The sequence below is a fragment of the Micromonospora sp. NPDC048999 genome, from assembly GCF_040649295.1.
Lineage (GTDB): Bacteria > Actinomycetota > Actinomycetes > Mycobacteriales > Micromonosporaceae > Micromonospora.
Map to the genome: position 1 here is coordinate 111,738 of NZ_JBEZFI010000006.1, position 26,866 is coordinate 138,603.

General features: G+C 71.9%; 30 protein-coding genes. 21 read left to right on the forward strand and 9 right to left on the reverse strand.

Features of this window, described 5'->3' with window-relative positions; all coding sequences use genetic code 11:
• Nucleotides 1–90 precede the first annotated feature (90 nt).
• Both hflX and AB0C02_RS11115 read left to right on the forward strand, forming a co-directional pair.
• Complete coding sequence (hflX, locus tag AB0C02_RS11110; protein ID WP_357543576.1) at nt 91–1,554, forward strand: GTPase HflX; 1,464 nt, start codon at nt 91–93, stop codon at nt 1,552–1,554.
• Between the two features lie 50 nt (nt 1,555–1,604).
• Nucleotides 1,605–3,377, forward strand: coding sequence for a hypothetical protein (locus AB0C02_RS11115; RefSeq protein ID WP_357543578.1), 1,773 nt, complete (start codon nt 1,605–1,607; stop codon nt 3,375–3,377).
• 76 nt (nt 3,378–3,453) lie between these two features.
• On the opposite strand, the gene lexA is transcribed toward AB0C02_RS11115, so the two are convergent.
• Nucleotides 3,454–4,236 carry a transcriptional repressor LexA gene (lexA, locus tag AB0C02_RS11120; protein WP_357543580.1) on the reverse strand — a complete coding sequence of 261 codons (783 nt, stop codon included), beginning with the start codon at nt 4,234–4,236 and terminating at the stop codon, nt 3,454–3,456.
• Between the two features lie 479 nt (nt 4,237–4,715).
• Between lexA and nrdR the strand changes: the two genes are divergently transcribed.
• The 3 genes from nrdR to AB0C02_RS11135 all read left to right on the forward strand — a co-directional run bounded on the left by nrdR (nt 4,716) and on the right by AB0C02_RS11135 (nt 8,783).
• On the forward strand, nt 4,716–5,216 hold the full coding sequence (nrdR, locus tag AB0C02_RS11125) for a transcriptional regulator NrdR (protein WP_357543582.1): 501 nt from the start codon (nt 4,716–4,718) through the stop codon (nt 5,214–5,216).
• 69 nt (nt 5,217–5,285) lie between these two features.
• Nucleotides 5,286–8,138: a vitamin B12-dependent ribonucleotide reductase gene (locus AB0C02_RS11130; protein ID WP_357543584.1), complete on the forward strand. Its 2,853-nt coding sequence runs from the start codon at nt 5,286–5,288 to the stop codon at nt 8,136–8,138.
• A 117-nt stretch (nt 8,139–8,255) separates the two neighbouring features.
• Nucleotides 8,256–8,783 (forward strand): GNAT family protein, encoded by a 528-nt coding sequence (locus AB0C02_RS11135; RefSeq protein ID WP_357543586.1) that lies wholly within the window; start codon nt 8,256–8,258, stop codon nt 8,781–8,783.
• Nucleotides 8,784–8,947: 164 nt separating this feature from the next.
• Here the strand turns inward: AB0C02_RS11135 and AB0C02_RS11140 are convergent, their stop codons facing one another.
• The 3 genes from AB0C02_RS11140 to AB0C02_RS11150 are packed head-to-tail and all read right to left on the reverse strand — an operon-like array spanning nt 8,948 to nt 10,231.
• The gene (locus AB0C02_RS11140) at nt 8,948–9,118 is read right to left on the reverse strand and encodes a DNA-binding protein (RefSeq protein ID WP_357544524.1); all 171 of its coding nucleotides are present in this window, start codon (nt 9,116–9,118) and stop codon (nt 8,948–8,950) included.
• A gap of 57 nt (nt 9,119–9,175) precedes the next feature.
• The gene (locus AB0C02_RS11145) at nt 9,176–9,361 is read right to left on the reverse strand and encodes a DUF397 domain-containing protein (RefSeq protein WP_357543588.1); all 186 of its coding nucleotides are present in this window, start codon (nt 9,359–9,361) and stop codon (nt 9,176–9,178) included.
• A gap of 18 nt (nt 9,362–9,379) precedes the next feature.
• The gene (locus AB0C02_RS11150) at nt 9,380–10,231 is read right to left on the reverse strand and encodes a DUF5753 domain-containing protein (RefSeq protein ID WP_357543590.1); all 852 of its coding nucleotides are present in this window, start codon (nt 10,229–10,231) and stop codon (nt 9,380–9,382) included.
• 124 nt (nt 10,232–10,355) lie between these two features.
• Between AB0C02_RS11150 and AB0C02_RS11155 the strand changes: the two genes are divergently transcribed.
• From AB0C02_RS11155 to AB0C02_RS11185, 7 genes are read left to right on the forward strand one after another with little or no spacing between them, the layout of a single operon-like run.
• Nucleotides 10,356–10,544 carry a hypothetical protein gene (locus AB0C02_RS11155; RefSeq protein ID WP_357543592.1) on the forward strand — a complete coding sequence of 63 codons (189 nt, stop codon included), beginning with the start codon at nt 10,356–10,358 and terminating at the stop codon, nt 10,542–10,544.
• Nucleotides 10,541–10,720 (forward strand): hypothetical protein, encoded by a 180-nt coding sequence (locus tag AB0C02_RS11160; protein WP_357543594.1) that lies wholly within the window; start codon nt 10,541–10,543, stop codon nt 10,718–10,720. The genes AB0C02_RS11155 and AB0C02_RS11160 overlap by 4 nt, the downstream gene beginning before the upstream one ends.
• Nucleotides 10,717–10,935, forward strand: a complete 219-nt coding sequence (locus AB0C02_RS11165; protein ID WP_357543596.1) for a hypothetical protein — start codon at nt 10,717–10,719, stop codon at nt 10,933–10,935. Before AB0C02_RS11160 ends, AB0C02_RS11165 begins: the two co-directional genes overlap by 4 nt.
• Nucleotides 10,932–11,117 carry a hypothetical protein gene (locus tag AB0C02_RS11170; protein WP_357543598.1) on the forward strand — a complete coding sequence of 62 codons (186 nt, stop codon included), beginning with the start codon at nt 10,932–10,934 and terminating at the stop codon, nt 11,115–11,117. The genes AB0C02_RS11165 and AB0C02_RS11170 overlap by 4 nt, the downstream gene beginning before the upstream one ends.
• Complete coding sequence (locus AB0C02_RS11175; protein ID WP_357543600.1) at nt 11,114–11,251, forward strand: hypothetical protein; 138 nt, start codon at nt 11,114–11,116, stop codon at nt 11,249–11,251. Before AB0C02_RS11170 ends, AB0C02_RS11175 begins: the two co-directional genes overlap by 4 nt.
• 35 nt (nt 11,252–11,286) lie before the next feature.
• Entirely contained in the window at nt 11,287–12,012 is a 726-nt protein-coding gene (locus tag AB0C02_RS11180; protein WP_357543602.1) for a nucleotidyltransferase domain-containing protein, read from the forward strand.
• A 3-nt stretch (nt 12,013–12,015) separates the two neighbouring features.
• A complete protein-coding gene (locus AB0C02_RS11185) occupies nt 12,016–12,951 on the forward strand; it encodes a DUF2332 domain-containing protein (RefSeq protein WP_357543604.1) in 936 nt (311 codons plus the stop codon).
• On the opposite strand, the gene AB0C02_RS11190 is transcribed toward AB0C02_RS11185, so the two are convergent.
• Entirely contained in the window at nt 12,935–13,390 is a 456-nt protein-coding gene (locus tag AB0C02_RS11190; protein ID WP_357543606.1) for a DUF6010 family protein, read from the reverse strand. The two genes, AB0C02_RS11185 and AB0C02_RS11190, sit on opposite strands and share 17 nt — an antisense overlap.
• A gap of 83 nt (nt 13,391–13,473) precedes the next feature.
• Between AB0C02_RS11190 and AB0C02_RS11195 the strand changes: the two genes are divergently transcribed.
• The 5 genes from AB0C02_RS11195 (at nt 13,474) to AB0C02_RS11215 (ending at nt 17,188) form a co-directional block, all read left to right on the forward strand.
• Entirely contained in the window at nt 13,474–14,403 is a 930-nt protein-coding gene (locus AB0C02_RS11195) for a helix-turn-helix domain-containing protein (protein WP_357543608.1), read from the forward strand.
• 161 nt (nt 14,404–14,564) lie between these two features.
• The gene (locus AB0C02_RS11200) at nt 14,565–15,218 is read left to right on the forward strand and encodes a class I SAM-dependent methyltransferase (protein ID WP_357543610.1); all 654 of its coding nucleotides are present in this window, start codon (nt 14,565–14,567) and stop codon (nt 15,216–15,218) included.
• A complete protein-coding gene (locus tag AB0C02_RS11205; RefSeq protein ID WP_357543612.1) occupies nt 15,215–16,192 on the forward strand; it encodes an asparaginase in 978 nt (325 codons plus the stop codon). Before AB0C02_RS11200 ends, AB0C02_RS11205 begins: the two co-directional genes overlap by 4 nt.
• 119 nt (nt 16,193–16,311) lie before the next feature.
• Entirely contained in the window at nt 16,312–16,554 is a 243-nt protein-coding gene (locus AB0C02_RS11210) for a DUF5522 domain-containing protein (protein ID WP_357543614.1), read from the forward strand.
• Nucleotides 16,555–16,639: 85 nt separating this feature from the next.
• Complete coding sequence (locus AB0C02_RS11215; RefSeq protein WP_357543616.1) at nt 16,640–17,188, forward strand: hypothetical protein; 549 nt, start codon at nt 16,640–16,642, stop codon at nt 17,186–17,188.
• A gap of 33 nt (nt 17,189–17,221) precedes the next feature.
• Here AB0C02_RS11215 and AB0C02_RS11220 read toward each other — a convergent pair whose 3' ends face one another.
• Nucleotides 17,222–17,908: a metal-dependent transcriptional regulator gene (locus tag AB0C02_RS11220; RefSeq protein WP_357543618.1), complete on the reverse strand. Its 687-nt coding sequence runs from the start codon at nt 17,906–17,908 to the stop codon at nt 17,222–17,224.
• A gap of 97 nt (nt 17,909–18,005) precedes the next feature.
• On the opposite strand from AB0C02_RS11220, the gene AB0C02_RS11225 reads away from it, so the two are divergent.
• From AB0C02_RS11225 to AB0C02_RS11235, 3 genes are read left to right on the forward strand one after another with little or no spacing between them, the layout of a single operon-like run.
• Nucleotides 18,006–18,863, forward strand: coding sequence for a sulfurtransferase (locus tag AB0C02_RS11225; RefSeq protein WP_357543620.1), 858 nt, complete (start codon nt 18,006–18,008; stop codon nt 18,861–18,863).
• A 48-nt stretch (nt 18,864–18,911) separates the two neighbouring features.
• Entirely contained in the window at nt 18,912–20,093 is a 1,182-nt protein-coding gene (locus AB0C02_RS11230; RefSeq protein ID WP_357543622.1) for an acetoin utilization protein AcuC, read from the forward strand.
• A 26-nt stretch (nt 20,094–20,119) separates the two neighbouring features.
• Nucleotides 20,120–22,675 carry a GNAT family N-acetyltransferase gene (locus AB0C02_RS11235; protein ID WP_357543624.1) on the forward strand — a complete coding sequence of 852 codons (2,556 nt, stop codon included), beginning with the start codon at nt 20,120–20,122 and terminating at the stop codon, nt 22,673–22,675.
• A 44-nt stretch (nt 22,676–22,719) separates the two neighbouring features.
• Here the strand turns inward: AB0C02_RS11235 and sigB are convergent, their stop codons facing one another.
• The gene (gene sigB / locus AB0C02_RS11240; RefSeq protein WP_357543626.1) at nt 22,720–23,757 is read right to left on the reverse strand and encodes an RNA polymerase sigma factor SigB; all 1,038 of its coding nucleotides are present in this window, start codon (nt 23,755–23,757) and stop codon (nt 22,720–22,722) included.
• 222 nt (nt 23,758–23,979) lie between these two features.
• Between sigB and AB0C02_RS11245 the strand changes: the two genes are divergently transcribed.
• Nucleotides 23,980–24,750: a sporulation protein gene (locus AB0C02_RS11245; RefSeq protein WP_357543628.1), complete on the forward strand. Its 771-nt coding sequence runs from the start codon at nt 23,980–23,982 to the stop codon at nt 24,748–24,750.
• A gap of 68 nt (nt 24,751–24,818) precedes the next feature.
• Here AB0C02_RS11245 and dtd read toward each other — a convergent pair whose 3' ends face one another.
• Both dtd and AB0C02_RS11255 read right to left on the reverse strand, forming a co-directional pair.
• On the reverse strand, nt 24,819–25,241 hold the full coding sequence (gene dtd, locus AB0C02_RS11250; protein WP_357543630.1) for a D-aminoacyl-tRNA deacylase: 423 nt from the start codon (nt 25,239–25,241) through the stop codon (nt 24,819–24,821).
• Nucleotides 25,241–26,725 carry a methyltransferase gene (locus AB0C02_RS11255; RefSeq protein ID WP_357543632.1) on the reverse strand — a complete coding sequence of 495 codons (1,485 nt, stop codon included), beginning with the start codon at nt 26,723–26,725 and terminating at the stop codon, nt 25,241–25,243. Before AB0C02_RS11255 ends, dtd begins: the two co-directional genes overlap by 1 nt.
• Nucleotides 26,726–26,866: the final 141 nt, after the last annotated feature.

A 26,866-nucleotide genomic window follows, 5' to 3' on the forward strand; every position in this document is an offset into this window, starting at 1 on the left:
AGCAGGTGCGTCGGGCGTTGCCACGTGTCAGGATTGCTCGTACGCGCCGAAAATCCCTCGGCGATGCACATAACGGACAGGAGACGCGGTTTGCGAGAGCAGGAGACCTTCCTTCCCTACGAGGACGACGAGTTCGACGCCACGACCGGCGAGTTCGAGCTGTCGGAGCGGCAGGCGCTGCGGCGGGTCCCCGGCCTCTCCACCGAGCTCATCGACATCACCGAGGTCGAATACCGCCAGCTGCGGCTGGAGCGGGTCGTCCTGGTGGGCGTCTGGACCGAGGGGACCCAGGAGGACGCGGAGAACAGCCTCACCGAGCTGGCGGCGCTGGCCGAGACGGCCGGCTCGCAGGTGCTCGAAGGGCTGATCCAGCGCCGCACCCGGCCTGACCCGGCCACGTACGTCGGTCGGGGCAAGGTCGACGACCTCGGCGCGGTGGTGCTCTCCACCGGCGCCGACACGGTGATCTGCGACGGTGAACTCTCCCCGTCCCAGCTGCGCAACCTGGAGCAGCGCACCAAGGTAAAGGTGGTCGACCGGACGGCCCTGATCCTCGACATCTTCGCCCAGCACGCCAAGAGCCGCGAGGGTAAGGCGCAGGTCGAGCTGGCCCAGCTCGAATACCTGCTGCCGCGGCTGCGCGGTTGGGGTGAGACGCTGTCCCGGCAGACCGGTGGTAGCGGTCGCGGCGGTGGCGCCGGCGGCGGCGTGGGCCTGCGCGGCCCCGGTGAGACCAAGCTGGAGACCGACCGGCGTCGGATCCGGCACCGGATCGCCAAGCTGCGCCGCGAGATCAAGAGCATGACGACGGTACGCCAGACCAAGCGCGCCCGCCGCTCACGCAACGCGGTGCCCGCGGTGGCCATCGCCGGCTACACCAACGCCGGCAAGTCCAGCCTGCTCAACCGGCTCACTGGGGCGGGTGTGCTGGTGGAGAACGCGCTCTTCGCCACCCTGGACCCGACCACCCGCAAGGCCACCACCTCCGACGGCCGGCTCTACACCTTCTCCGACACGGTCGGCTTCGTCCGGCATCTGCCGCACCAGATCGTCGAGGCGTTCCGGTCGACGCTGGAGGAGGTCGCTGACGCCGACCTGGTGGTGCACGTGGTCGACGGCACCCACCCGGACCCGGAGGAGCAGGTCCGCGCGGTTCGTGAGGTGCTCGCCGAGGTGGGCGCCGACCGGCTGCCCGAGCTGCTGGTGATCAACAAGATCGACGCGGCCGACGAGGAGACGCTGCTGCGGCTCAAGCGGCTCTGGCCGGATGCCGTCCTCGTCTCCGCGCACACCGGGCGCGGGGTCGACGGGATGCGCGAGGCGATCGAGCAGCGGCTGCCCCGCCCGGCGGTCGAGATCCGGGCGGTGCTCCCGTACGACCGGGGTGACCTGGTGGCGCGGGTGCACCGGCAGGGCGAGGTGTTGAGCACCTCCCACCTGCCCGAGGGCACGGCGCTGCACGTCCGGGTGGGCGAGGCGCTCGCCGCCGAGTTGGCGCCCTACCGCGCCGGGGACCGGCTCGTCAGCGAGGAGCGGGTGGGCGCCGGCCGGTGAGGGGTCCGGCGTCACCCGCACGATGCCCGAGGCATGCAATTATGGGCCGCATGCGGCACGCTGTTTCCTCGGTCACGATTGTGCTGGGCCTCATCGGTGCGGTCGTGGCGCCGGCAGGAGCCGCCCTGGCGGCTCCTGCCGCGGCCCCTGTGCTGGTCGCGGCGCCCAAGAAGAAGTGCACGGTGGAGGACGAGCGGCTGCGTGAGCTGTCCGGTCTCGTCGCGACCGCCAGCGGCTATGTGGTGATCAACGACGGCAGCGGCCCGGACAACCACAAAAAGGTCTTCTACCTCAACGCCAAGTGCGCCGTCACCAAGGAGGTCGGCTACCCGGGCGCCGGGTCGTACGACCCGGAGGACCTGGCCCTCAGCCCGGACGGCAAGACCCTCTGGATCGCCGACATCGGCGACAAGAGCACCAACAAGACCCGCCGGGAGCGGGTCGCCGTCTGGACCATGCCGCTGGACGGCTCGAAGCAGCCGGTGCTGCACCGGCTGTCCTACCCGGAGCGGAAGTCGCGCGACGCCCAGGCGCTGCTCGTCGGCGACGACAACCTGCCGCTGATCATCACCAAGGACGCGTCCGGCACGGCGGAGATCTTCAAGCCCGAGGCGCAGCTCGAGTCGGGCGACACCGAACCGGTGCCGATGAAGAAGGTCGGCGAGGTCACCATCCCGAAGACGAGCACCGAGAACAAGCTCGGCGCGACCGGCCGGGCGACGGTCACCGGCGCGGCCCGCTCGCCCGACGGCACCAAAGTTGTCCTGCGCACCTACGCGGACGCCTTCGAGTACGACGTGACCGGCGGCGACATCGTCGCCGCGCTGACCGGCGGCAAGCCGCGGATCACCCCGCTGACCGACCCGTTCGGCGAGGCCATCTCCTACACACCGGACGGCAAGTTGTTCGTCACCGTCTCCGACGGCGGCCTCATGGAGAAATCCGATCCCATCGATGTCCTCAGCTACACCCCGTCCGCCGGGGCCGACGCGCTGCCCGACGGCGGTGCGGAAGGCTCCAAGCCGGCAGCGACGAAGTCCTGGTTCGAGGGACTGACCTTGAACCAGATCACGTACCTGATCGCGGCGGTGGGTGTGCTCGGCGTGCTGATGGTCGGCGTCGGCATCTTCGGCATCCTGCGCGCCCGCCGCAAGCCGGCACCGGCCGCGGAGCCGGCTGACGGGCTGGCGCGCGACGAGGTCCCGCCGCGCGACGGAGGTCCGTCGCAGGGCGGTCGGTCCGACGTGCCGCCGGCCGGCGGTCCGCGGGGCGGGGTGTACGGCGGCGGCGGCGGTTCCGGCGGTGGCGCTCCGGTGAACGGTGCGCCGGGCCGGGCGCCTGCCGGCGGGGTGTACGGCGGTGGCCGCCCTCAGGATGGCGGTGGCCGTCCCCAGGGCGGCGGTGGCCGTCCCCAGGATGGCGGTGGCCGTCCTCAGGACGGCGGCGGCCGCGGTGGCGGGGTCTACGGTGGCGGCCAGCAGAGCGGCGGCGGCGTCTACGGCGCGGGCCGGCAGGGCGGTGGCCATGGCGGCCCACCCCGGGGCGGTGGCAACGGTGGCGTACCCCAGGGCGGCGGCCACGGTGGCGCACCTCAGGGCGGCGGGGGCCGACCGCAGGGTGGCGGCGTTTACGGCGGCGCACCGCAGCACGGCGGCGCACCGCAGGGCGGTGGCAGGTACGGCGGCGGGCGTGGCGAGCCGCCGCGACGGGAGCCTGACCCTCGGGATCCGCGGGCCGGCCGCCGCGGCGACGGTTACGACGACCGGGGCCAGTACGGGCCGATGCCTGGCGGCGGCCGGGAGCACCGCGGCGACCGCTACTGAGCCCGCGCCACCGCGCGCCCACCGCTCGCGGATGCTGATCGGGTGACCGCCACGTCGGCGGTCACCCGAGCGGGTGTCAGATCCGGCGCAGCACGGCGACCACCCGGCCCATGATGGTCGCGTCGTCGCCAGGGATCGGGTCGAAGGCCGGGTTCTGCGGCATCAGCCAGACGTGACCGTCGCGGCGCCGATAGGTCTTCACGGTCGCCTCGCCGTCGAGCATGGCGGCCACGATGTCGCCGACCTCGGCGGTCGGTTGCTGCCGGACCACCACCCAGTCGCCGTCGCAGATCGCGGCGTCGAGCATCGAGTCGCCCTTGACCTGAAGCATGAAGACCTCGCCCTCACCCACCAGCTCGCGGGGAAGGGGGAAGACGTCCTCGACCGACTGCTCGGCGAGAATCGGGCCACCGGCGGCGATCCGGCCCAGCATCGGCACGTACGCCGGGGCGGGCCGCTGCGCGCGGGCCGCCTCGTCGTCGAGCACGTCGCCGGGGGCGCGGACGTCCACCGCGCGCGGCCGGTTGGGATCGCGCCGCAGGAGGCCCTTCTTTTCCAGCTCCTTGAGCTGATAGGCGACGCTGGACGGGGAGACCAGGCCGACCGCCTCGCCGATCTCGCGCACGCTCGGCGGGTAGCCGTGGCGCTCGACCCAGGTGCGGATGAACTCCAGGATCCGACGCTGCCGGGCGGTCAGGTCGACCGTCGTCGGGTCGGAAAAGCTGCTCATCGGCGTGACCGGGCGCACGGCGGGCTGGGTCGCCCGGCTGCGCGTGGCGCGTGGTCGGCGCGTCGCCGGCGGCCCCGCCCCGTCGATCGGCTGCGGCTTCTCCTGCCGGCTGGCCCGGTCCTCGGTCACGTCCGTCCTCCCTGGTCGGCGCTGGGTGCCTCGTCGGCTCGTGGTGCGTGCTCAGGTGGTGCTGCCGACCGACGCGACACGCCGCGTCCGGTCGTTGTTGACCGTATAGGTGAGATCGGCCATTTTCAAACATCTGTACGACGTCTTGTCGGCGTGTCGCGGCGAAATCCTGGATTTCCGAACGCCTGTTCTGCTAATAGTACGTCGTAATCGAACAGGCGTTCTATGAGTGACGCGACTCGCCGGACACGCCGACCAACTTGACCTCGCTAGGGCGACGGCATACGGTCGACCCCTAGATGTAGTAGTCACATGGGCGTAAGTCGCCTACAGGTTGGGTTTGACTACCGAACGCACTCCCGTATTGTCGACCGGCGGCGGCCAGCATAGCGATGGCCGCGCCATGATGACGCATGCCCGGGAGCCGGTCGGTGTGCCCGCCGGTCGGTGTGCCCGCGGTTGGTCAAGGAGGTTGGGCGATGCGGTGTCCGTACTGCCGGCACGCCGACTCCCGAGTCGTCGACTCGCGGGAGGCCGACGACGGCCAGCTCATCCGGCGGCGGCGGTCCTGCCCGGAATGCGGCAAGCGGTTCACCACCGTCGAGGAGGCGGTGCTCGCGGTGGTCAAGCGTAGCGGGGTGACCGAGCCGTTCAGCCGCATCAAGATCATCGGCGGGGTGCGCAAGGCGTGCCAGGGCCGGCCGGTCGACGACGACTCCATCGCGCTGCTGGCGCAGAAGGTCGAGGAGACGGTGCGGGCCAAGGGGGCCGCCGAGATCCCCAGCCACGAGGTCGGGCTGGCCATCCTGGGCCCGCTGCGCGACCTGGACGAGGTGGCCTACCTGAGGTTCGCCAGCGTCTACCGCTCCTTCGACTCGCTCGCCGACTTCGAGCGCGAGATCGAGACGCTGCGGGCCGCCGCGCGGACCCGCGAGGGCGCCGGGGCCGAGGCCGTCGAGGCCGCCGGCCGTACCAGCTGAGTTTTTTCGGATTTCTGACAGTTGACGACGCGCGGTGGGTGACCGCGCGCAGACGAGGGGGGCGACGGCGTGACGACCAGCAAGTCACGGAACAAGGCCGGGACAGGGCTGAAGATCGAGCGCGTCTGGACGACCGAGGGGGTGCATCCCTACGACGAGGTCACCTGGGAGCGCCGCGACGTCGTGATGACGAACTGGCGGGACGGCTCGATCAACTTCGAGCAGCGCGGGGTGGAGTTCCCCGGGTCCTGGTCCGTCAACGCGGCCAACATCGTGACCACCAAGTACTTCCGGGGCGCGGTGGGGACCCCGGAGCGGGAGTGGTCGCTCAAGCAGCTGATCGACCGGGTGGTCGGCACCTACCGCACCGCCGGTGAGGAGTACGGCTACTTCGCCACCCCGGCCGACGCGGAGGTCTTCGCGCACGAGCTGACCTGGATGCTGCTGCACCAGGTGTTCAGCTTCAACTCGCCGGTCTGGTTCAACGTCGGCACGCCGTCGCCGCAGCAGGTCAGCGCGTGCTTCATCCTGGCCGTCGACGACTCGATGGACTCCATCCTGGACTGGTACAAGGAGGAGGGGCTGATCTTCCAGGGCGGCTCCGGCTCCGGCGCCAACCTGTCCCGGATTCGCTCCTCCAAGGAACTGCTCTCCTCCGGCGGCACCGCCTCCGGCCCGGTCAGCTTCATGCGCGGCGCGGACGCCTCCGCCGGGACCATCAAGTCCGGTGGCGCCACCCGGCGCGCGGCCAAGATGGTCATCCTCGACGTGGACCACCCGGACATCGAGGAGTTCGTGGTCACCAAGGCGCGCGAGGAGGACAAGATCCGCGCGCTGCGGGACGCCGGTTTCGACATGGACCTGGGCGGCGCCGACATCGTCAGCGTGCAGTACCAGAACGCCAACAACTCGGTCCGGGTCTCCGACGAGTTCATGAGCGCGGTGGAGAACGGCGGCACCTTCGACCTGCGGGGTCGCCTCGACGGGCAGACCATCGAGACCGTCGACGCCAAGAAGCTCTTCCGCACCATCTCCCAGGCCGCCTGGGAGTGCGCCGACCCAGGCCTGCAGTACGACGACATCATCAACGACTGGCACACCTGCCCGGAGACCGGGCGGATCACCGCCTCGAACCCGTGCTCGGAGTACCTGCACCTGGACAACTCCTCGTGCAACCTGGCCTCGCTGAACCTGATGAAGTTCATGCGCGCCGACGGCGGCTTCGAGGTGGAGAAGTTCGTCAAGTCGGTCGAGTTCGTCATCACCGCGATGGACATCTCGATCTGCTTCGCCGACTTCCCGACCGAGAAGATCGGCGAGACCACCCGCGCCTACCGGCAGCTCGGCATCGGGTACGCCAACCTGGGTGCGCTGCTGATGGCCTCCGGCCTGCCGTACGACTCGGAGCAGGGCCGCTCGGTCGCCGCGGCGATCACCTCGCTGATGACCGGCACCGCTTACCGCCGCTCGGCCGAGCTGGCCGGCATCGTCGGCGCGTACGACGGCTATGCCCGCAACGCCGAGGCGCACAAGCGGGTCATGCGCAAGCACGCCGCCGCCAACGACGCGATCAAGCCGACCGGCACCGTGGCCACCGCCGTCCAGCGCGAGGCCACGAAGCAGTGGACCCTCGGCAACAAGGTCGGCGACAAGAACGGCTGGCGCAACTCGCAGGCCAGCGTGCTCGCCCCGACCGGCACCATCGGCCTGATGATGGACTGCGACACCACAGGTGTCGAGCCGGACCTGGCCCTGGTCAAGTTCAAGAAGCTGGTCGGCGGCGGCTCGATGCAGATCGTCAACCAGACCGTGCCGCGCGCCCTGCGTAGCCTCGGCTACCCGGAGGAGCAGGTCGAGGCGATCGTCGAGCACATCGCCGACCACGGCCACGTGGTCGACGCCCCCGGTCTCAAGCCGGAGCACTACTCGGTCTTCGACTGCGCCATGGGCGAGCGGTCCATCGCGCCGATGGGCCACGTGCGGATGATGGCGGCCGTCCAGCCGTTCATCTCCGGCGCGATCTCCAAGACGGTCAACATGCCGGAGCAGGCGACCGTCGAGGACGTCGAGAAGATCTACTTCGAGGGCTGGAAGCTCGGCCTCAAGGCCCTGGCGATCTACCGGGACAACTGCAAGGTCGGCCAGCCGCTGTCCGTCGCCAAGCCGAACAAGGCGGTGGAGCCGGCGGCCGCGCCGGAAAAGGTCGTCGAGAAGGTCGTCGAGTACCGGCCGGTGCGCAAGCGCCTGCCGAAGAAGCGCCCGTCGGAGACGATCTCCTTCTCGGTCGGTGGCGCCGAGGGCTACCTCACCGCCTCGTCGTACCCGGACGACGGCCTCGGCGAGGTCTTCCTCAAGATGTCGAAGCAGGGCTCGACCCTGGCCGGCGTGATGGACGCCTTCTCGGTGGCCATCTCCATCGGTCTCCAGTACGGCGTTCCGCTGGAGACGTACGTCAGCAAGTTCACCAACATGCGCTTCGAGCCGGCCGGCATGACCGACGACCCGGACGTGCGGATGGCAGCCTCGGTGATGGACTACATCTTCCGTCGCCTGGCCCTGGACTTCCTGCCGTACGAGCGCCGCGCGGAGCTGGGCATCTTCACCGCCAAGGAGCGGGCCGCCCAGCTCGCGGCCGAGGCGGAGGCGGAGGCGAGCGGTGCGGACCTCACCGCGATGGCCGCCTCTGCCCCGGTCGAGGTGTTCGAGCCGAAGGTCGGCGCGGTCGCCCAGCCGAAGCAGGAGGTCGCGGACGTCGCCGCCGTCAAGCCGGCGCCGTCGGTGGGCTCCAGCACCGAGCTGCTCGAGGCCGTGATCGGCAAGGCCGCCGACGCACCGCTCTGCTTCACCTGCGGTACGAAGATGCGCCCCGCCGGTAGCTGCTACGTCTGCGAGGGCTGCGGCTCCACCAGCGGCTGCAGCTGACGCTTCACCCGTTTCGCGAGCGCGGCAGGGCTTCCTGCCGCGCTCGCGGCGTTTCCGGGGAGACACGCCGGTGAGATGACTTCAGTACCCTCGTTCATTGGCGAATGGGGCGATGACATGAGTGAACACTCGATCCGGCTACGGCCGGTTGTCGAGGAGGATCTGGCCATGTTCCGCCGATTCGCGACGGAGCCGGGCCTCATCGGCTTGGACTGGACTGGATTCAAGGACCCGCAGGCGCCGACGCGGCGCTACGCCATCGACAGCTATCTCGGGGCTGACAGCGGCCGGCTGATGGTCGAGGTGGAGCAGGAACAGGTCGGGGCCGGGTTCGTGAGCTGGGCACTTCGGGACTTCGGCGGCCCCACGAAGCACTGGGAGATCGGGATCGCGTTGCTGCCGGAGTGGCGCGGGCACGAGATCGGGTGGCGGGCGCAGGCGATGCTGTGCGACTACCTGTTCACCCACACGCCGCTACAGCGTATCCAGGCGGGCACTCACCCCGAGAACATCGCCGAACAGCGATCCCTTGTGAAGGCCGGCTTTCAGTTGGAGGGCGTGGTGCGGGCCTGCGAATTCCGGGACGGCCGATGGTGCGACGGGTACCTGTACAGCCGACTGAGGAGCGACCCGTCGCCCCTGTGATCTCCCGCCTTCGCGTCTTTATCTAGACAAGCCGCCCCGGGACGCCGGGTCTGACCGACGGCGGTTCGCTCGCTACCAACTTGATGTCGCAAACGACTCAGCCGCCGCCGATGTCGATGAATCGTCTACGCCATCAGGTTCGTAGCGCCCCGATCGAGAGGACTTCAGCGCTCCTCGTCGCCCTCGGTTGGGCGGGGAGGGCGGTTGTGCCGCGTCCACTCGTCCACCTCATCGGCATCCCAGACGGTCATCCCGATCAGGCGTGCGACCGGCTCGGGAAAGCCGGGCCTGCGAGTGATCTGTATAACCCGCTGGCGCGACACGCCGAACAGCACGGCCAACTCGCCGGGTCCGTACAAGCGCGGTCGCTTCACGGCCTAGCGCATCGCTGATTAGCGCTTCAATCCTGAGACGAAGGCCGACCAGGCTCGGTTGCCGAAGCGGAGAGTTGGGCCGGACGGGTCCTTGCTGTCGCGGACCAGAATGTTCTTGTCCAGGTCGGCCACCTCGACGCACGCGCCGCCGTTGTTGTCGCTGCGACTGGACTTGCGCCAGACCAGGCGATCTGAGGTCTCCATGACCACTCCTAAGGTCTGTCACCGCTTCATGTCGTCCGCCATCCGCAGGATGAGCTTGCGCGACTCTACCGGCCCGAGAGCGGCTGCCCGGAGTCGGTCCCACAGCCGAGTGTAGGCCCGTACCGCGTCCGGCCGGTCAAGGTAATCGGCGTCGGTGAACGTCTCGACGTAGATGACGTCCGACGCCGCGTCATCGCCGAACCGCAGGATGATGAAGCTGAAGGACGCCGTCTCGTAGGTCTGCGCGTCGAACGGGAAGACCTGGAGGGAGACGTTCGGCTGCTTGCCGACTTCCGTCAGGTGAAGTAGCTGACCGCGCATCGTCGCGGCGTCTCCGATGTTCCGACGCAACGCCGATTCGCTGAGGACGAAGCTGACATCCGGCCCGCTGTTTTGTCGCAGGATCGCCTGCCGCTCCAGCCGTACGGCGACCTGCCGGTCCACATCCTCTTCGGCCAGCCGGGGATAAGCGGTCGCGATCATGGCGCGGATGTATGGCTCGACTTGAAGGATGCCAGGAACAACCTCTGGCTGGTACCAGCGGATCTCCGTAGCATCGCCTTCCAGATCGAGGTACTGACGGAACCAGTCGGGGACCACGTTGCGGTACGTGCTCCAGCGGCCGCGTTGACGTCCGGCGCGGGCGAGTTCCCGCAGCGGCTCAGCGTCCGCGCCACCGACGCCGTACAGGTCGAGTAGCAGGTTCAGGTCGGTCAGCTTGATCCCCGACTGCCCGAGTTCAAGTCGGCTGATCTTGCTCGCCGCGGCATCGATGACGGCGGCAGCATCATCCTGCGTCTTGCCAGCGCTCTCGCGGGCGCGCTTGAGTGCGAGCCCGAGCCGCCGCCGCTGGATCGTCGGGTTGACCATCGGCTGATTATCGCCCCACCAGGGCTGCAGGCCACGACACGCCGCAGCAAGGTTTCCAAAATGGGAGTCCAACTTTTACCCTGATTGGGCTTCCAAAATAGGAGTCCAAATCCGGGAGGCGGGCATGCGCAAGCGTGTGTCGTACGAGGACTACCTGCTGGCGGTCGCGCTGACGCTGGCTCGCCGGCACCGTCCGGTGTGGTCGTGGCGGCTGTGCCGCCGGATCTGCCGGTGCGGCTCGGATCTGCCGTGCCGCGCGCAGCACCGCATCCCGATCCGTCGAGGCCACTGGCCAGGGGAGGAGCAGCCATGACCGAGCTGCAGGTCAACCAGATCCTGTCGGTGCACCTTCCCGGCGTCGATGGCCTGTGCGCCGGCTGCCGGTGGTGGTGGGCGCGGCTGGCTCCGTATCCGTGTTACCAGGCGGAATGGGCCCTCCGGTGGGATGCGCGCGTCGCCACCCGGCGCTTCCTGGACGGCCTGCCGTGACGACGCACGGCCCGGTGCTGCCGGTCTGGAGCTGCGGCGGCTGCGGGGCACCGTGGCCCTGTGAGACCCGGCGCAAGGAATTGCGGGCCGAGTTCGAGGGCGCGCGGGTGTCGCTGGGCCTCTACATGGGGTCCTATTTCGTGTGGGCCGCCGAGGACCTGACCTGGCTGCCGGCTGGCCTCCTGCACCAGCGGTTCCTGGGATGGATCCGATGAGCGTGATCCGGCAAGGCGACGAGCGCTTCCACTACCGCGACGGCTCGCACAAGTGGATCCCTCCCGACCCGGACTTCGATCAGGAAGTCTGGGATGCGATGGTCCGGCAGCACCAGAGCCAACACCTTGAGGAGATTTCGCGGCGGCGTAGGTCTCGTCCGGCGAGCAAGGACGGTGGATGATACTGCTCGTGGTCGCCGGGCAGCTTGAGCTGGATCTCCTCACGGAGCTCTCCGCGATGTTGGAAGCGGAGCATGGGCCGGTTTCCGAGGAGGCGCTGGCCGAGGCGAGGCGTTCGTGGCCCGACGTGCTGTAGGCGCCGGCGGCGCAGAAGGCCCATAGACTTCGGTCATGGTGATCTCGCCACCGGTCGTCGAGGAGTTCGGCGGGGAACTCGCCGCACTCGGCTGGGTCGCGGGGCTCCTGGTCGCGGGATCGTTGGCGACCGGCGACTACCTACCCGGCGTCAGCGATCTCGACCTGGTCGCGCTGATCGACGGCCCGCTCGACGCGGCCCGGCAGGCCACGCTTGCTGGTCTGCATCGTCGCCTCGACGCCGGCACCGGCTTAGGTCTGCACCTCGGCTGCGTCTACGTCGACACCGCGTTGGCGCTCGACCCCGAGGTGCGGCATCCGACCTGGACCCACAGGCAACTCGTCCAGCGCATCCTCTCCGGGATCACCCGGGCCGAGCTGGTGCATCGCGGGTACGCGATCTTCGGCCCCGCGCCCCGCGACGTCTTCCCACCGATGAGTCCCGACGACGTACGGGCGGCTGCCCGGGCCGAACTCGCCGGCTACTGGGCCTGGGCCGCCCGGCGTCCATGGATGTGGCTGGACCCCACGATCGCGGATCTCGGTCTCACCTCGATGGCCCGGGGCCGCCGCGCGTTGCGCAGCGGTGACCTGCTCACCAAGACCGAAGCCGTCCGGCAGGCCGACGCGCCGGCCTGGCTGATCGACCAACTGGGTGCCAGACGCCGAGGAGAGAGCATCACCTCGCCCCGGCTCCGCACCGCCTTGATCGCGTGGCGTGACGCCCGCCGGACCGTTGCCCGGGCACGAGAGGATCATTGAGCGATGACAATCGCGGCCAGCTACGCCCAGTTCAGCGCCCGCGAGGCGCACGGGGTGTCACCTGCGTACAAGCGGTTGGCCCTGGCGGTGTCCCGCGACGACGAGTTGCTCGCCCGGCTGGAGACCCTCCCGCCCGCTAAGCGGCAGCCGAACCTGCTGTTCGGCGTCGTCCGCCTCCTCGGCGGCCCGGTCGAGGATCCGGCCGCCTTCCACGACTACGCCCTGGCGAACTGGTCGGCGATCGAGCCGGAGATGCGTACCCGGTCGACGCAGACGAACGAGGCCGGCCGGTGCGCCGTACTGCTTCCGGTGCTGGCCGCGTTGCCGCAGCCGCTTGCGTTGCTGGAGGTCGGCGCGTCCGCCGGCCTGTGCCTCTACCCCGACCGGTACGCCTACCGGTACGGCGAGCACCTGCTCGGCGCGGGCGAGCCGGTCCTCGACTGCGTGGCCACCGGGATGACGCCACCGGATCGCCGGCCCGAGGTGGTGTGGCGGGCCGGCCTGGATTTGAACCCGCTCGACGTGACCGACCCGGCGGATCTCGCGTGGCTGGAGGCGCTCATCTGGCCCGAGCATGCTCACCGGCGTACCCGGTTGCGGGCTGCGGCGGCGGTCGCGGCGGCCGACCCGCCGCTGCTGGTCCGGGGCGACCTGGTGGACGATCTGCCGGCGCTGGCCGCGCAGGCACCGGCCGACGCCACCCTGGTGGTGTTCCACACCTCGGTGCTCTATCTGGTGCCGCCGCCGCGCCGCGAGGCCTTCGCCGAGGTGGTACGCGGCCTGCCCGGCCACTGGATCGCGAACGAAGCGCCGGAGGTGCTGCGCTACGACGCGCTGCCGGAGCTGCCGGGCGACGCGCATTACAACGTGCTCGCGCTGGACGGGACACCGCTCGCCTGGACCCGCGGACACGGACAGGCGATCAACTGGTTCGGGTAGTGCCTCCGGCACCCGGGGAAGCTGCCGTCGCGTCCCTCGGCGAAGAACTCGGAAGCAACCGTCGTGCCAGGTCCGTGACCGACCAGCCGCCGGTGAGGGCCCAGAGGGCGATGACCGGGTCGCAAATGGCGCAGCCGTGTGAGGAGCCGGGCAGGAACGGGATGATCGGTGCCCCCTTCAGGTGGTGCACCACGTCCCAGGCGGTGTGTAGCAGCCAGCCGACCCCGATCCACGTCCATGACCCGAGGCCACGCCAGGCCACGTAGGTCATCAGGGCGACGAAGGGGAACTCCCAGGCCCCGAGGCCGCCGCCGCTGAGGTACGCCGCCCCGGCCCCGCCCACCATGATCGCGTTGACGGTCCGGCGGTGCGGTTCGTGGATGAACGCGTTGAGGCAGGCGTACAGAAGACCGATGAGCACTGGCACGAGGATGGTCATGGTGGCCGATTCTCGGGCCGCGCCGGTGCGCCGGACAGGGGCCGGCGAGCCAGGGGTCGACGGATCCGCGCCAGGATGGGCACATGCATCAGGTGGTGGTCCTCGCCTACGACGGCGTCATCCCGTTCGACCTGTCCGTGCCGGTGGAGGTGTTCGGTCGGGCACGTCGGGCGGACGGCAGCCCGGCCTACGAGGTGCGCGTCTGCGCCGTCACGGACGAGGTGCGGGCCGGGGCGGTCAACATCCGGGTGCCCCACGACCTGTCGGCGGTGGCCGGAGCCGACACGGTCGTCGTGCCGGGGGTTGCCGACCTCGACCTGGCCGTGCCCGCCGCGGTCCTCGACGCGGTCGCGACCACCCCGGCCCGGCTGGTGTCGATCTGCACCGGCGCCTTCGTGCTGGCCGCATCAGGGCGGCTCGACGGGCGGCGGGCCACCACCCACTGGGCCGCCGCACCCGAGCTGGCCCGCCGCCATCCCACCGTCACCGTCGACCCCGACGTGCTCTTCGTCGCGGACGGACCGGTGCTGACGTCGGCCGGTGCGGCGGCCGGCCTCGACCTGTGCCTGCACGTGGTGCGCGGCGACCACGGCGTGGCGGTCGCCGCGGACACCGCGCGAAGCTGCGTGATGCCGTTGGAGCGCGCCGGCGGTCAGGCGCAGTTCATCGCGTACGAGCCGCCCGCGCCGGCCGGAGACGGCCTGCAACCGCTGCTGGCCTGGCTGGCCGAAAACCTGCACCGCCCGCTCACCCTGGCTGACATCGCCGCGCACGCGATGATGAGTACGCGCTCCCTCAGCCGGCACTTCCGCGACCAGGTCGGCACCACCCCGATGCGGTGGCTCAACCGGCAGCGGATCCGCCGCGCGCAGCAGCTGCTGGAACGCACCCACCAGCCGGTCGAACGGGTAGGCGAGCTCGTCGGCTTCGCCTCCCCGACTGCCTTCCGCGAATCCTTCCGCCACATCGTCGGCATCCCACCCCGCGCCTACCGCGCCGCCTTCCCCCTCTAGCCCCGCACGGCCCCCGCCCTACCCGCTTGCCTGCCTCGTCGATCATGAAGCTGTTGTCCCGAACCGCCGAAGCGGAGCGCAACAACTTCATGATCAACCGGGGGTGGGGTGGGGGCGGTGCGGGCCGCGACGGGCGCGGCGGGCGACTAGGGTCGACCGTCGTGACCGAACCGACCTGGTTGACCGAGACCCGCGCCGCGTACGACACGGTTGCCGTGGACTACGCGCGGCTGATACCCGACGTGCAGGAAGGTGCGCTCGCCCGGGGGATGCTGGCCGCGTTCGCCGAGCAGGTCGGGCCCGACCGGCCGGTGCTGGAGGTGGGCTGCGGGACCGGCCGGATCACTGCCTACCTGCGCGACCTGGGGCTGGACGTCGCCGGCCTCGACCTCTCGCCGGGCATGGTCGAGGTGGCCCGCCGGACCTACCCGGAGCTGCGCTTCGAGGTCGGTTCGATGACCGCGTTGGCGCTGCCCGACGCGGGGCTGGCCGGGCTCGTCGCCTGGTATTCGATCATCCACCTGCCGCCGGAGTTGCTGCCCGACGTGTTCGCCGAGTTCCGCCGGGTGCTCGCTCCGGGCGGGCACCTGCTGCTCGCGGTCAAGGCCGGCGACCGCCGGATCCGGCTCGAGCAGGCGTACGGCCACACCGTCTCGTACGACGTGCACTGGCTGCCGCCCGACCGGCTCGCCGACCAACTCGCCGACGCCGGCCTGACCGTACAGGCCACGCTGGTCCGCGAGCCGATCGACGCCGAGAAGGGACCGCAGGCGTTCCTGCTTGCCGGGCGGCCGGACGGGAGCGTGGCCCGGTGACCGTTGCGCTGTTCACCCTCGGCGGGACGATCGCCATGGCCGGGGCCAGGGGTCAGGGCGTGGTGAGTCGACTCACCGGGGCGGAGCTCACCGCCGCCGTACCGGGGCTCGCCGACATTCCGCTCGACGTCCACGATGTGCAGGCGGTGCCGAGCGCGGCCCTCACGTACCGGCAGCTCCTCGATCTGGTGGACGCGGCAGGCGCAGCGGTGGTCGCCGGGGCGACCGGCGCGGTGGTCACCCAGGGCACCGACAGCCTGGAGGAGACGGCGTTCCTGGCCGACCTGGTCTGGCCGCACGCGGCGCCGCTGGTGATCACCGGCGCGATGCGCAACCCCACGCTCGCCGGCCCGGACGGCCCGGCCAACCTGCTCGCCGCCGCCCGGGTCGCCGCCAGCCCGGCCGCGCGCGACCTCGGCGTGCTGGTCGCGTTCAACGACGAGATCCACGCCGCCAGGTTTGTCCGCAAGACCCACAGCACCAGTACGGCCACGTTCGCGTCGCCCGACGCCGGTCCGCTCGGCCACGTGATCGAGGCTGAGGTACGCCTGCTCACCCGGCCGCCCCGCCGCGCCCCGCTGCCGCCGGTGGACGCCGACCGGCTCGCCGCCACCCGGGTGGCGCTGCACACCGTCACCCTCGACGACGACGTGGCGCTGCTGGACGCGCTCGCCGGCAACCTGGACGGGCTGGTCGTGGCCGGTTTCGGGGTCGGGCACGTGCCGCCGGCCTTCGCCCCAGCGCTCGGCGCGTTGGCCGAGCGGATGCCGGTGGTGCTCGCCTCGCGTGCCGGCGCCGGATCGGTGCTGCGCCGCACCTACGGGGCGGTCGGCTCCGAGGCCGACCTGCTTCGGCGAGGGCTGGTCTGGGGTGGACTGCTCGACCCGTACAAGGCGAAGGTGCTGCTCCGCCTCCTCCTGGCCGCCGGCGCCGACCACGAGGAGGTCCGCGCCGCCTTCCACCGGTACGGCTGAGCCAGGATGCTGAGTCGTCTGCGACATCAGCTCGACAGGCGCGCCAGGAATTCCACGCCGCGCTGGGACGGCCGCGCCGGGCCGCCGCTGACCAGATGCCGCCTCCGTACACTCGCCCGGTGAGTGGAGAGCGACGACCCCTGGCGGACCGGCCGTTGACCGAGCCGCATCCGTCCCGGTTGTCGCCCGAGCATCCGGGTCGGGAGCGGATCCTGGCCGTCCATGCGGCGGCGCTGGCTGCCGGGGAGGCCGGCTACCTCGACCCGGAGACCGGGCTCTTCGTGCTCACCGCCGGGTTCCTCGCCCGGCGGGGCACCTGCTGCGGGCGAGGCTGTCGGCACTGTCCGTACGTGGACGAGTGAGGACTTCCCTCGCACGCCGGCAACCCCGTACGGTGTCCGACGGACGTTCGGCGGGGGACCCGCCGTCGAGGGTGGAGGATTGAGCGTGCACGTCCGAACCTGGCTCGCCGCTTCGGCCGTACTGCTGACCGTGGGTTGCGCCGCGGAGACCCCGGCGGTGGAGTTGCCGGCGGTGGCACCGGTGCCGGTGGAGGTGGCCGCGGCGTCGTCGGGCGGCGCCTGCCGGCTGCTCGACTTCGGGGTGATCGCCGAGCACACCGGGGCGCGGTTCGACGTGGCCGCCGCTGTGGAGCGCGGCGACACCCACACCTGCGTGCTCCGCGCCGAGGCTGCCCTCCTGCCGGAGTTGACGCTCAGCATCACCGACACGTCGATCGATGCGTCGGGTTTCACCCAGGATGTGCAGCCCAGGGGCGCCACGAAGGTCAACAAGCTGGGGAAGATCGCCTACCGACAGCACCTGCCGAAGAGCGGCAAGGTCGGCCCGGTGGCCGAGGTGGGCTGGCTGGCCACCGAGGGCCGGCTGGCCACCCTGCGCTGGACCTGTCCGCACGGGGCGGACACGGCGGAGGCCGAGAAGATGGCCGGCAAGTTGGTCAACCTGGCCAAGGTGGTGGACACCCGCCAGCTGTGACCGGCGGGGCCGGCGCGCGGCCCCGACCGGCGGTCAGTGGGCCGCGACGAACACCCGGGAGGCCACCTCTCGGGGGAGTCGGATGCGGTCGCCGGAGCGGTCGATGGAGACGCCGTCCCGCTCCTGAGCCACGGTCACCGTGGCGCCCGGGTCGACGCCCGCCGCGTGCAGCTGCCGCAGCACGTCCGCGTCGGTCTGCACGCTCTCACAGATCCGCCGCACCACGACCGGGCCGGACAGGCCGGGGAAGGCCAGGTTGCGCTCGCCCTCCACCGACTCGGTTTCGGGCTGCCCGGGCTCGCCCAGCTCCTCCAGGCCGGGGATCGGGTTGCCGTACGGCGAGCGGGTCGGGCGGTTGAGCAGGTCGTAGACCCGCTTCTCCACCGCGTCGCTCATCACGTGCTCCCACCGGCAGGCCTCCTCGTGGGCCTCCTCGTAGGGCATCCCGATCACGTTGACCAGCAGCAGCTCGGCCAGCCGGTGCTTGCGCATGACCGAGACGGCGGTGCCGCGCCCGAGTGGGGTGAGCGACAGGTGTCGGTCGCCCTCGACGGTGAGCAGGCCGTCCCGCTCCATCCGGGCGACTGTCTGGCTGACGGTGGGACCGCTCTGCCGCAGCCGCTCCGCGATGCGGGCACGCAGCGGCGGCACCCCCTCCTCCTCCAGCTCAAGGATGGTGCGCAGGTACATTTCGGTCGTATCGACCAGGTCATGCTTCACGTCACGGCCTCCCGGTGGTCGATGCTACCCCGGACCCCCGACACCCGGCCGCCGCCGAATCGTGGCGTCGCTGCCCGGATGGTGTTGACTGGACCGCATGTCCGGAACCGCTGACCTGCTGATCGAGCCTGCCCAGCTCGCCGCCGAGCTCGATCACGTCGACCCGCCCACCCTGCTCGACGTCCGCTGGCGGCTCGCTGGGCCGCCCGGCCGGGACGACTATGTCGCCGGCCACCTGCCGGGCGCCGTCTTCGTCGACCTGGACACCGAGCTGTGCGGCCGGCCGGGCGTCGCCGGCCGGCACCCGCTGCCCGACCCCGCCGCGCTGCAGGCCGCACTGCGCGCCGCCGGGATGCGCGCCGGTCATCCCGTGGTGGTGTACGACGGCGGTGACGGCATGTCCGCCGCCCGGGCCTGGTGGACGCTGCGCTGGGCCGGCCACCGGGCGGTCCGGGTGCTGCACGGCGGCTTCCCCGCCTGGGCCGCCGCCGCGCTGCCGGTCTCCACCACGGTGCCCGCCCCGGCGCCCGGGGACGTCACCGTCACACCGGGTGAGCTGCCGGTGCTCGACGCGGGGGAGGCCGCCCGGCTGGCCGCCGCCGACGCCGGGGTGCTGCTCGACGTGCGGGCCGCCCCGCGTTTCCGGGGCGAGACCGAGCCGATCGACCCGGTCGCCGGGCACGTGCCGGGCGCGGTCAACCTGCCCGCGCCGGAATACGTCACCGACGGCCGGTTCCCCGACGCCGAGGCGCTGCGCCGGCGGTTCGCCGACGCCGGGGTCGCCGAGGAGGAGCCGGTCGGGGCGTACTGCGGCTCGGGGGTGACCGCCGCGCAGGCGGTCCTGGCGCTGCACCTCGCGGGCCGCCCGGACGCCGCCCTGTACGTCGGCTCGTGGAGCAACTGGGTGGCCGACCCAGACCGTCCGGTCGTCACCGGCGGTACACCCGGCCACTGAGCAGCGCATGACCCGAGCGTTATTCGGCGCCCGTGCGACCATGGCGCCATGGCCGACGACACGGTGGTGGTGTGGGACGAGGCCCTGCTCGCCTACGACATGGGTGACCATCCGCTCGACCCGGTCCGGGTCGAGTTGACCATGGCGCTCGCCCGTGCGCTGGGCGTGCTGGACCGGCCCGGGGTACGGCTGGTCAAGCCGGAGCCGGCAGACGACGGGCTGCTGACCCGGGTGCACGACCCGCGCTACCTGGACGCGGTGCGGGCCGCGCCCCGAGACCCGCTCTTCGCCGGCTTCGGGCTGGGCACCTCGGACAATCCCGTCTTCGACGGCATGCACGAGGCCAGCGCGCTGGTCGCCGGGGCGAGCGTGGCCGCCGCCGAGGCGGTGTGGCGGGGGGAGGCTCGCCGCGCGGTCAACGTGGCCGGCGGGCTGCACCACGCCATGCCGGCCCGGGCCGCCGGGTTCTGCGTCTACAACGACCCCGCGGTGGCCATCGCCCGCCTGCTCGACCTGGGCGCGGAGCGGATCGCGTACGTGGACGTGGACGTGCATCACGGCGACGGTGTGCAGGAAATCTTCTACCACGATCCCCGGGTGCTCACGGTCAGCCTGCACGAGACCCCGCTCGCGCTCTTCCCCGGCACCGGGTTCCCCGACGAGACCGGCGGGTCGGGCGCGGAGGGCAGCGCGGTCAACGTGCCGCTGCCGCCCGGCGTGAGCGACGCCGGCTGGCAGCGCGCGTTCCATGCCGTCGTGCCGTCCGTGCTGCGGGCGTTCCGGCCCCAACTGCTGGTCACCCAGTGCGGGGCGGACGGGCATCGGCTCGACCCCCTCGCGGACCTGCACCTGTCCGTGGACGGGCAGCGGGCCACCTACCTGGCGCTGCGGGCGCTCGCCGACGAGCTCTGCGACGGCCGCTGGGTGGCCCTCGGCGGCGGCGGATACGCGCTGGTCGAGGTGGTGCCCCGGACCTGGACACACCTGCTCGCCGTGGCCACCGGTGAGCCGATCGACCCGGCGACGCTCACCCCGCCCGCCTGGCGGGAGTTGGCCGCCAAGCGGCGGCCCGGCCACGAGGTGCCACTGCGGATGACCGACGACGTCGACCCGTCGTACGAGCCGTGGCAGCCCAACGGCGAGCCGGACCCGGTGGGCCGGGCGATCGCGGCCACCCGCCGGGCGGTGTTCCCGCTGCTCGGGCTCGACCCGCACGACCCGCGGGACTGACCGGACGGTAGGGGGAGGACCGACCGGTGACCACCGTCGAGCAACCGGTGGACGTGCTGCTCAGCGACGGCACGACCGTCCAGCTGCGACAGATCCGTCCCGCCGACGCCCCGGCGATCGTGGACATGCACTCGCGCTTCTCCGAGCGCACCCGCTACCTGCGTTACTTCTCGCCGTACCCGCGTATCCCGGAGCGGGACCTGCGGCGGTTCGTCAACGTCGACCACCGGGACCGGGAGGCGTTCGTGGTGCTGGCCGGCGACCGGATCGTCGCCGTCGGCCGGTACGAGCGGCTCGGCCCCGGCGCCCCGGAGGCCGAGGTGGCCTTCGTGGTGGAGGACGCGTACCAGGGTCGGGGGATCGGCTCCGTGCTGCTGGAGCACCTGGCCGACGCGGCCCGCCGGTTCGGCATCGTGCACTTCGTCGCCGAGGTGCTCCCGGCCAACGGGGCGATGCTGCGGGTCTTCGCCGACTTCGGCTACCAGGTCCAGCGCCAGTACGCCGACGGCGTGGTGCACCTGAACTTCCCGATCGCCCCCACCGAGGCGACCCTGGCGGTGCAGCGCGGCCGGGAGCACCGCACCGAGGCCCGCTCGATCGCCCGGCTCCTCGCCCCGCGCGGCATCGCCGTGTACGGGGCCAGCACCACCGGGCAGGGCGTCGGCGCGGCCCTGCTCGGGCACCTGCGCGACGGCGGGTTCACCGGCGCGATCGTTCCGGTGCACCCGAGCGCGGCGACCGTGGCCGGGCTGCCCGCGTACCCGTCGGCGGCCGACGCCGGGCTCGACATCGACCTGGCGGTGGTGGCGGTCGCGCCCGAGGCGGTGCCCGAGGTGGTCGCCGACGCCGCGCGGGCCGGCGCGCACGGCCTGGCGGTGATCTCCGCCGGCTTCGCCGAGTCGGGGCCGGCGGGGGCGGCCGTCCAGCGCGCCCTGGTCCGCGCCGCCCACCTCGCGGGCATGCGGGTGGTCGGCCCGAACTGCCTGGGCATCGCCAACACCGACCCGGCGGTACGCCTCAACGCCACCCTCGCCCCGGTGCTGCCCGCCCCCGGCCGGGTCGGTGTGTTCAGCCAGTCCGGCGCGTTCGGGGTGGCCCTGCTCGCCGAGGCGTCCCGCCGTGGGCTCGGCCTGTCCAGCTTCGTCTCCGCCGGCAACCGGGCCGACGTTTCCGGGAACGACCTGCTGCAGTATTGGCAGGACGACCCGGGCACCGATGTCATCACGCTCTACCTGGAGACCTTCGGCAACCCGCGCAAGTTCGCCCGGCTGGCCCGGCGGATCGGCCGGCGTAAGCCGATCGTCGCGCTCGCCTCGTTGGCCCGCCCGCCCGGGCTCGGCGACGGGCCGGCACTGGACGCCGCCGCGGTCAGCGCGCTCTTCGCCCAGTCCGGGGTGATCCGGGTGGACACCGTGACCGAACTGCTCGACGTGGGCGTGCTCCTGGCCCATCAGCCGCTGCCGGCCGGCCGCCGGGTCGCCGTGGTCGGCAACTCCTCGGCGTTGACCGGGCTGGCGGCCACCGCCTGCGCCGCCCAGGGCTTCGACGTCGCCGACGGCTACCCGCACGACGTCGGCCCCCGGGCCGGCGCCGTCGAGTACGCCGCCGCGCTCGCCGCCTCCGCCGCCGACGAGCGGGTGGACGCCGTGGTGGCCGTCTTCGCGCCGCCGCTGCCCGGCCAGCTCACCGATTCGGAGGCCGACTTCACCGCCGCCCTGCCCGACGCGGCGGCCGTCGGCAAGCCGGTGGTGGCGACCTTCCTTGCCGGGCGGGTGCCCGCCGGGGTGCCGGCGTATCCAAGCGTGGAGGAGGCAGTGCGGGCGCTCGCCCGGGTCACCACGTACGCCGACTGGCTGCGCCGCCCACCCGGCGTGCTGCCCGAGCTGGGCCGGGTAAACCGGGCGGCCGGCCAGGCCGCGTTGCGGGCCGACGGCCCGGATCCGGCGGGGCTGCTGCGGGCGTACGGGATCGACGTGGTGGAGTCGGCGCCGGTGCGCTCGGCCGACGAGGCGGTGGCGGCGGCCGAACGGCTCGGCTGGCCGGTCGCCCTCAAGGCCGCCGCCCCCGGGCTGCGGCACCGGCTCGACCTCGGCGCCGTCCGGCTCAACCTGGCCGATCCGGCCGCGCTGCGCCGGGCGTACGCCGAAATGACCCCGGTCTTCGGCGCGGACGTGCTGGTCCAGCCGATGGTGCCGCCCGGTGTGGCCTGCGTGGTGGAGCTGGTGGAGGATCCGGCGTTCGGGCCGGTGGTCGGGTTCGGCCTGGGCGGGGTGGCGACCGAGCTGCTCGGCGACCGGGCCTGGCGGGCGGTGCCGCTGACCGACCGGGACGCCGCCGAACTGGTCGACGAGCCACGGGCCGCGCCGCTGCTGCGCGGCCATCGGGGTGCCGCGCCGGTGGATCGGGCCGCCCTGATCGACCTGCTGCTGCGGGTCGGGCGGCTCGCCGACGAGCAGCCCCGGGTCCGCACGCTCACCCTCAACCCGGTGCTGGCCCGCCCGGACGGCATCTCGGTCCTGCACGCCACCGTCCGCACCGGCGCCGAAACGTCCCGCCCCGACACCGGCCCCCGCAGGCTGTAAGAAGGGGCCCCTCGTAGCAGGGGCCCCTTCTTAGACACCTCGGCTCAGCAGGCGTACGCCTCCAGGCGGTTCGCCCGCTCCGGGGCACGCAGCTTCAGCAGGGTCACCTTCTCGATCTGCCGGATCCGCTCCCGGGACAGTCCGAACTCGCGGCCCACCTCGTCGAGGGTGCGCTGCCGGCCGTCGTCCAGGCCGAACCGCAGCCGGATCACCGCCTGCTCCCGCTGGGAGAGGGTGGCCAGCACGATCCGTACCTCGTTGCGCAGCTCGCCGTTGGCGGCGGCGTCGCCCGGGTCCTCCCGCGGGTCCACCGCGGCGACGAAGTCACCGAGCGCGCTCTCGCCGTCGTCGCCGACCGCCTGGTCCAGGCTCACCGGCTCCCGGTCGTACGAGATCAGCTCGATGACCTGGAACTCGGGGATCTCCAGCGTCTTCGCCACCTCGGCGACGGTGGGTTCCCGGCCCAGCGCGACGGACAGCTCGCGGCGTACCCGGACCATCCGGTTGACCTGCTCCACCATGTGCACGGGGATGCGGATGGTGCGGGCCTGGTCGGCCATGGCGCGGGTGATGGCCTGGCGGATCCACCAGGTGGCGTAGGTGGAGAACTTGTAGCCCTTGGTGTAGTCGAACTTCTCGACCGCGCGGATCAGGCCGAGGTTGCCCTCCTGGATCAGGTCGAGGAAGGCCATGCCGCGACCGGTGTAGCGCTTCGCGATGCTCACCACCAGCCGCAGGTTCGCCTCCAGCAGATGGTCCTTCGCGGCGCGGCCCTCGGCCACGATCAGCTCCAGGTCGGCGCGCAGCTCGGCGGAGACCGGGGTGCAGGTGGAGAGCTTCTCCTCGGCGAAGAGGCCGGCCTCGATCCGCTTGCTCAGCTCGACCTCCTGCGCCGCGGTGAGCAACTTGGTGCGGCCGATGCCGTTCAGATATGCCCGGACCAGATCGGTGGAGACGCCACGCTCGTCGGTGGCGTCCAGGTCGGTCAGGGTGGCGTCCTGGTCGGTCGGGATTGCGGTGCCGAGCTCGGCGTCGATGGTGGCAGCCGGGCGGTTCTGGTGCTCGATCATCTGAACGGCCATGTCAATCTCTCCCCGTGTCCTTCGTGCCGCGTACCGGTGCTGGTGCAATGCCGCAGCGGCGCCGGTGAGAACAGCTTGGCGGTCGGGGCGTGAAACGGGAGTGAGGCGATCGGGGAACCGACAGGAATCCGTGCGGAACAGCCGGTGTTGCCGGTCGGAGCCGGTTACCGTGCCAGCGGCGGCCAGCCGGGTTTGCCCAGCTCAGCAGATCGGGGGGACAAGGTGGTCTTCAAGCGGCTCAGGCAGGCGTTGGGGGTGGGCGGTCCGTCGGTGGAGACGGTGCTCGCCAACCCCGAGTGTCGCCCCGGTGACCACCTGGAGGGCCATGTCCAGATGGTCGGCGGGGACCACCCGGTGGAGCTGACCTCCGTTGCGCTCGGCCTGGTCACCCGGGTCGCGGTGGAGAGCGGCGACTCGGCGTACGGCACCATGCAGGAGTTCGGCCGCAGGCAGGTGACGGACGCGTTCCGGCTGGACCCGGGGCAGCGGTACGACGTGCCGTTCCGGTTCGAGGTGCCCTGGGAGACGCCGCTGACCGACCTGTTCGGCCAGCGCCTCAGCGGCATGACGGTGGAGCTGCGGACCGAGCTGGAGGTGACCCGGGCGGTCGACCAGGGTGACCTCGCCCCGGTGGCGGTCCACCCGCTGCCCGTCCAGGAGCGGCTGCTGGAGGCGCTGCTGCGGCTGGGTTTCCGGCTCGCCGGGGCCGACGTCGAACGCGGGCACCTCTACGGCGTGCACCAGACGCTGCCGTTCTATCAGGAGATCGAGTTCTTTCCGGCCTCGCGGTACGCCGGCACGATCAACCAGTTGGCGGTCATCTTCATGACCGACCCGCAGCAGACGCGGGTGCTGCTGGAGCTCGACAAGCGAACCCCCGGCCGGTTCACCGGCGGCGACGGGTTCGGCCGCTTCACCGTCGACCACGCCACGGCGACCCACACCGACTGGCCCGCCCAACTGGACACCTGGCTCCGCCACCAGGCCGGTTGATCATGAGGTTAGCGGCGGCCAGGGAGATCAAGTCGACCGCTAACCTCATGATCAACATGAGGGGTGGGTTAGAGGTCTAGGAGGAGGGTGTGGGGGCCTGTGTTGATGCTCTCTACGAGCATGTGGGCGCGGAAGCGGCCGGTCTCGACTGTTGCGCCTCGGTCTCGCAGGGCTTGCACCACGGCGGTTACCAGGGGTTCGGCCTGTTCGGCGGGGGCGGCGGCGGTCCAGCTCGGCCGCCTGCCCTTGCGGGCGTCGCCATAGAGGGTGAACTGGCTGACCAGCAGGATCGGCGCACTGGTGTCGGCGGCGCTCTTCTCGCCGTCGAGAATGCGCAGTTCGTGGATCTTGCGGGCCATGGTTGCCGCCACCTGCGGCGTGTCGGCGTGGGTCACCCCGAGCAGCACCAGCAGGCCGGTCCCGATCTCGCCGACCACCTCGTCGCCGACGGTCACGCTGGCCCGGCTGACCGTCTGCACCACCGCCCGCATCAGTCCGCCACCGGCGCGATGATGCCCCGCTCGACCAGGTGCGCCACGATCGGCCCGGCCGCCTCGGCCAGCTCGTCCTGGGCTACATCGTGTGCGGCGGCGAGCAGGGCGAGCTGGTCGCGGAGCGGCAGCCGGCCGTCCGCGCCGCCGACCAGGGCGAGCACCAGCGGGTCAACCTCCTCCGTCCAGCGCAGCCCGTGCGGCACGGCGAGGACCTGCCGGTCCACCGCCCAGCCCTCGTCGCCCATGGTCGCCTCCTGGCGCAGCTGAAGCCCCTCGGCGACCCGATAGCGCGCGGCCAGCAGTCCGTCGGTGTCGCGGGCCCGTAGCCAGTCCTGCCGGTCGAACCACTCGGCGATCCGGTCACCCATCGGCGGTTCCACCCGCTGCCGCAGGTCCTCGACCCGGACGACGGGCTGCTCGTGGCCCGCACGGCGCAGCGAGACGATGCCGAAGCCGATCGCCTCCACCCGGTGCGCGTCGAACCAGTCCAGCCAGGCCGCCATCCGCTGCGGGTCGGCCGCCTCCCCGACATCGGTCAGCCACAGGTTGACGTACGCCATCGGGTCGGCCACCTCGCGCTGGATCACCCAGGCGTCCAGCCCGGTGCCGGCGAACCAGCCGGCCACCCGCTCGTCCCACTCCTCGCCGGCGACGTGCACCCAGTTGGCCAGGTACTGCATCGTGCCGCCCTCGGTGAGCAGGTGCGGAGCGGCGGCGGCCAGCTCGGCGCCGATCGCGTCGCCGACCCGGCCCGAGTCCCGGTAGACGTGCGTGGTGGTGCCGGGGCCGACCACGAACGGTGGGTTGCTGACCACCAGGTCGAACCGGCGTCCGGCGACCGGGGCGACCATGTCCCCGCGCAGCAGCTCCCAGTCCTGGCCGTTGAGCGCGGCGGTGGTGGCGGCGAAGCGCAGCGCCCGCTCGGAGACGTCGGTCGCGGTCACCCGCCGGGCATGGGTGGACAGGTGCAGGGCCTGGACACCGGACCCGGTGCCCAGGTCCAGCGCGGTCTCCACCGGGCGGCGGACGGCGGCGCCGATCAGCGTCTGGGTGGCCCCGCCGATGCCGAGCACGTGCTCGGCGTGCAGCGGCTTTCCGGGCCGGGCGCTGGCCGGCACGTCGGCGAGCACCCACCAGTCGTCGCCGTACGGTTCGAGGTCGACGCCGGCGCGCAGGCCGTCGGCGTGGCGTTCGACGATTCCACCGTCGACGGCCTCCTCGACCGCCAGCGGGGCGAGCGCGGCGGCCACCGCCGCCTCCGACTCGGTCTGGTCGCAGATGAAGACCCGGATCAGCGTGGCGAGCGGGTCGCGGTCCTCGGTGGCGCGCAGCGCGGCGCGGAAGTCGTTACGGGCCACCCCGCCGGTGGCCAGCGACCCGAGCCGATCGGCGATGCCGTTGGCGGTGAAGCGCGCCCGGGTCAGCGCGGTCCGCAGGGCGTCGACGCCGGCGGGGGAGAGCAGCATGTCTTGACGATCCACGTCGCCATCCTGCCTTCCCGGGGCCGGCGATCAGCCGGCACCCGTGACTTCCATATCGCAACCTCCATCCATTTGCCGTGATCTCTTTTCATAGACTTCGATCTCTGGCTACCATCTCCTGCAACATCCGCTGATGGGTGC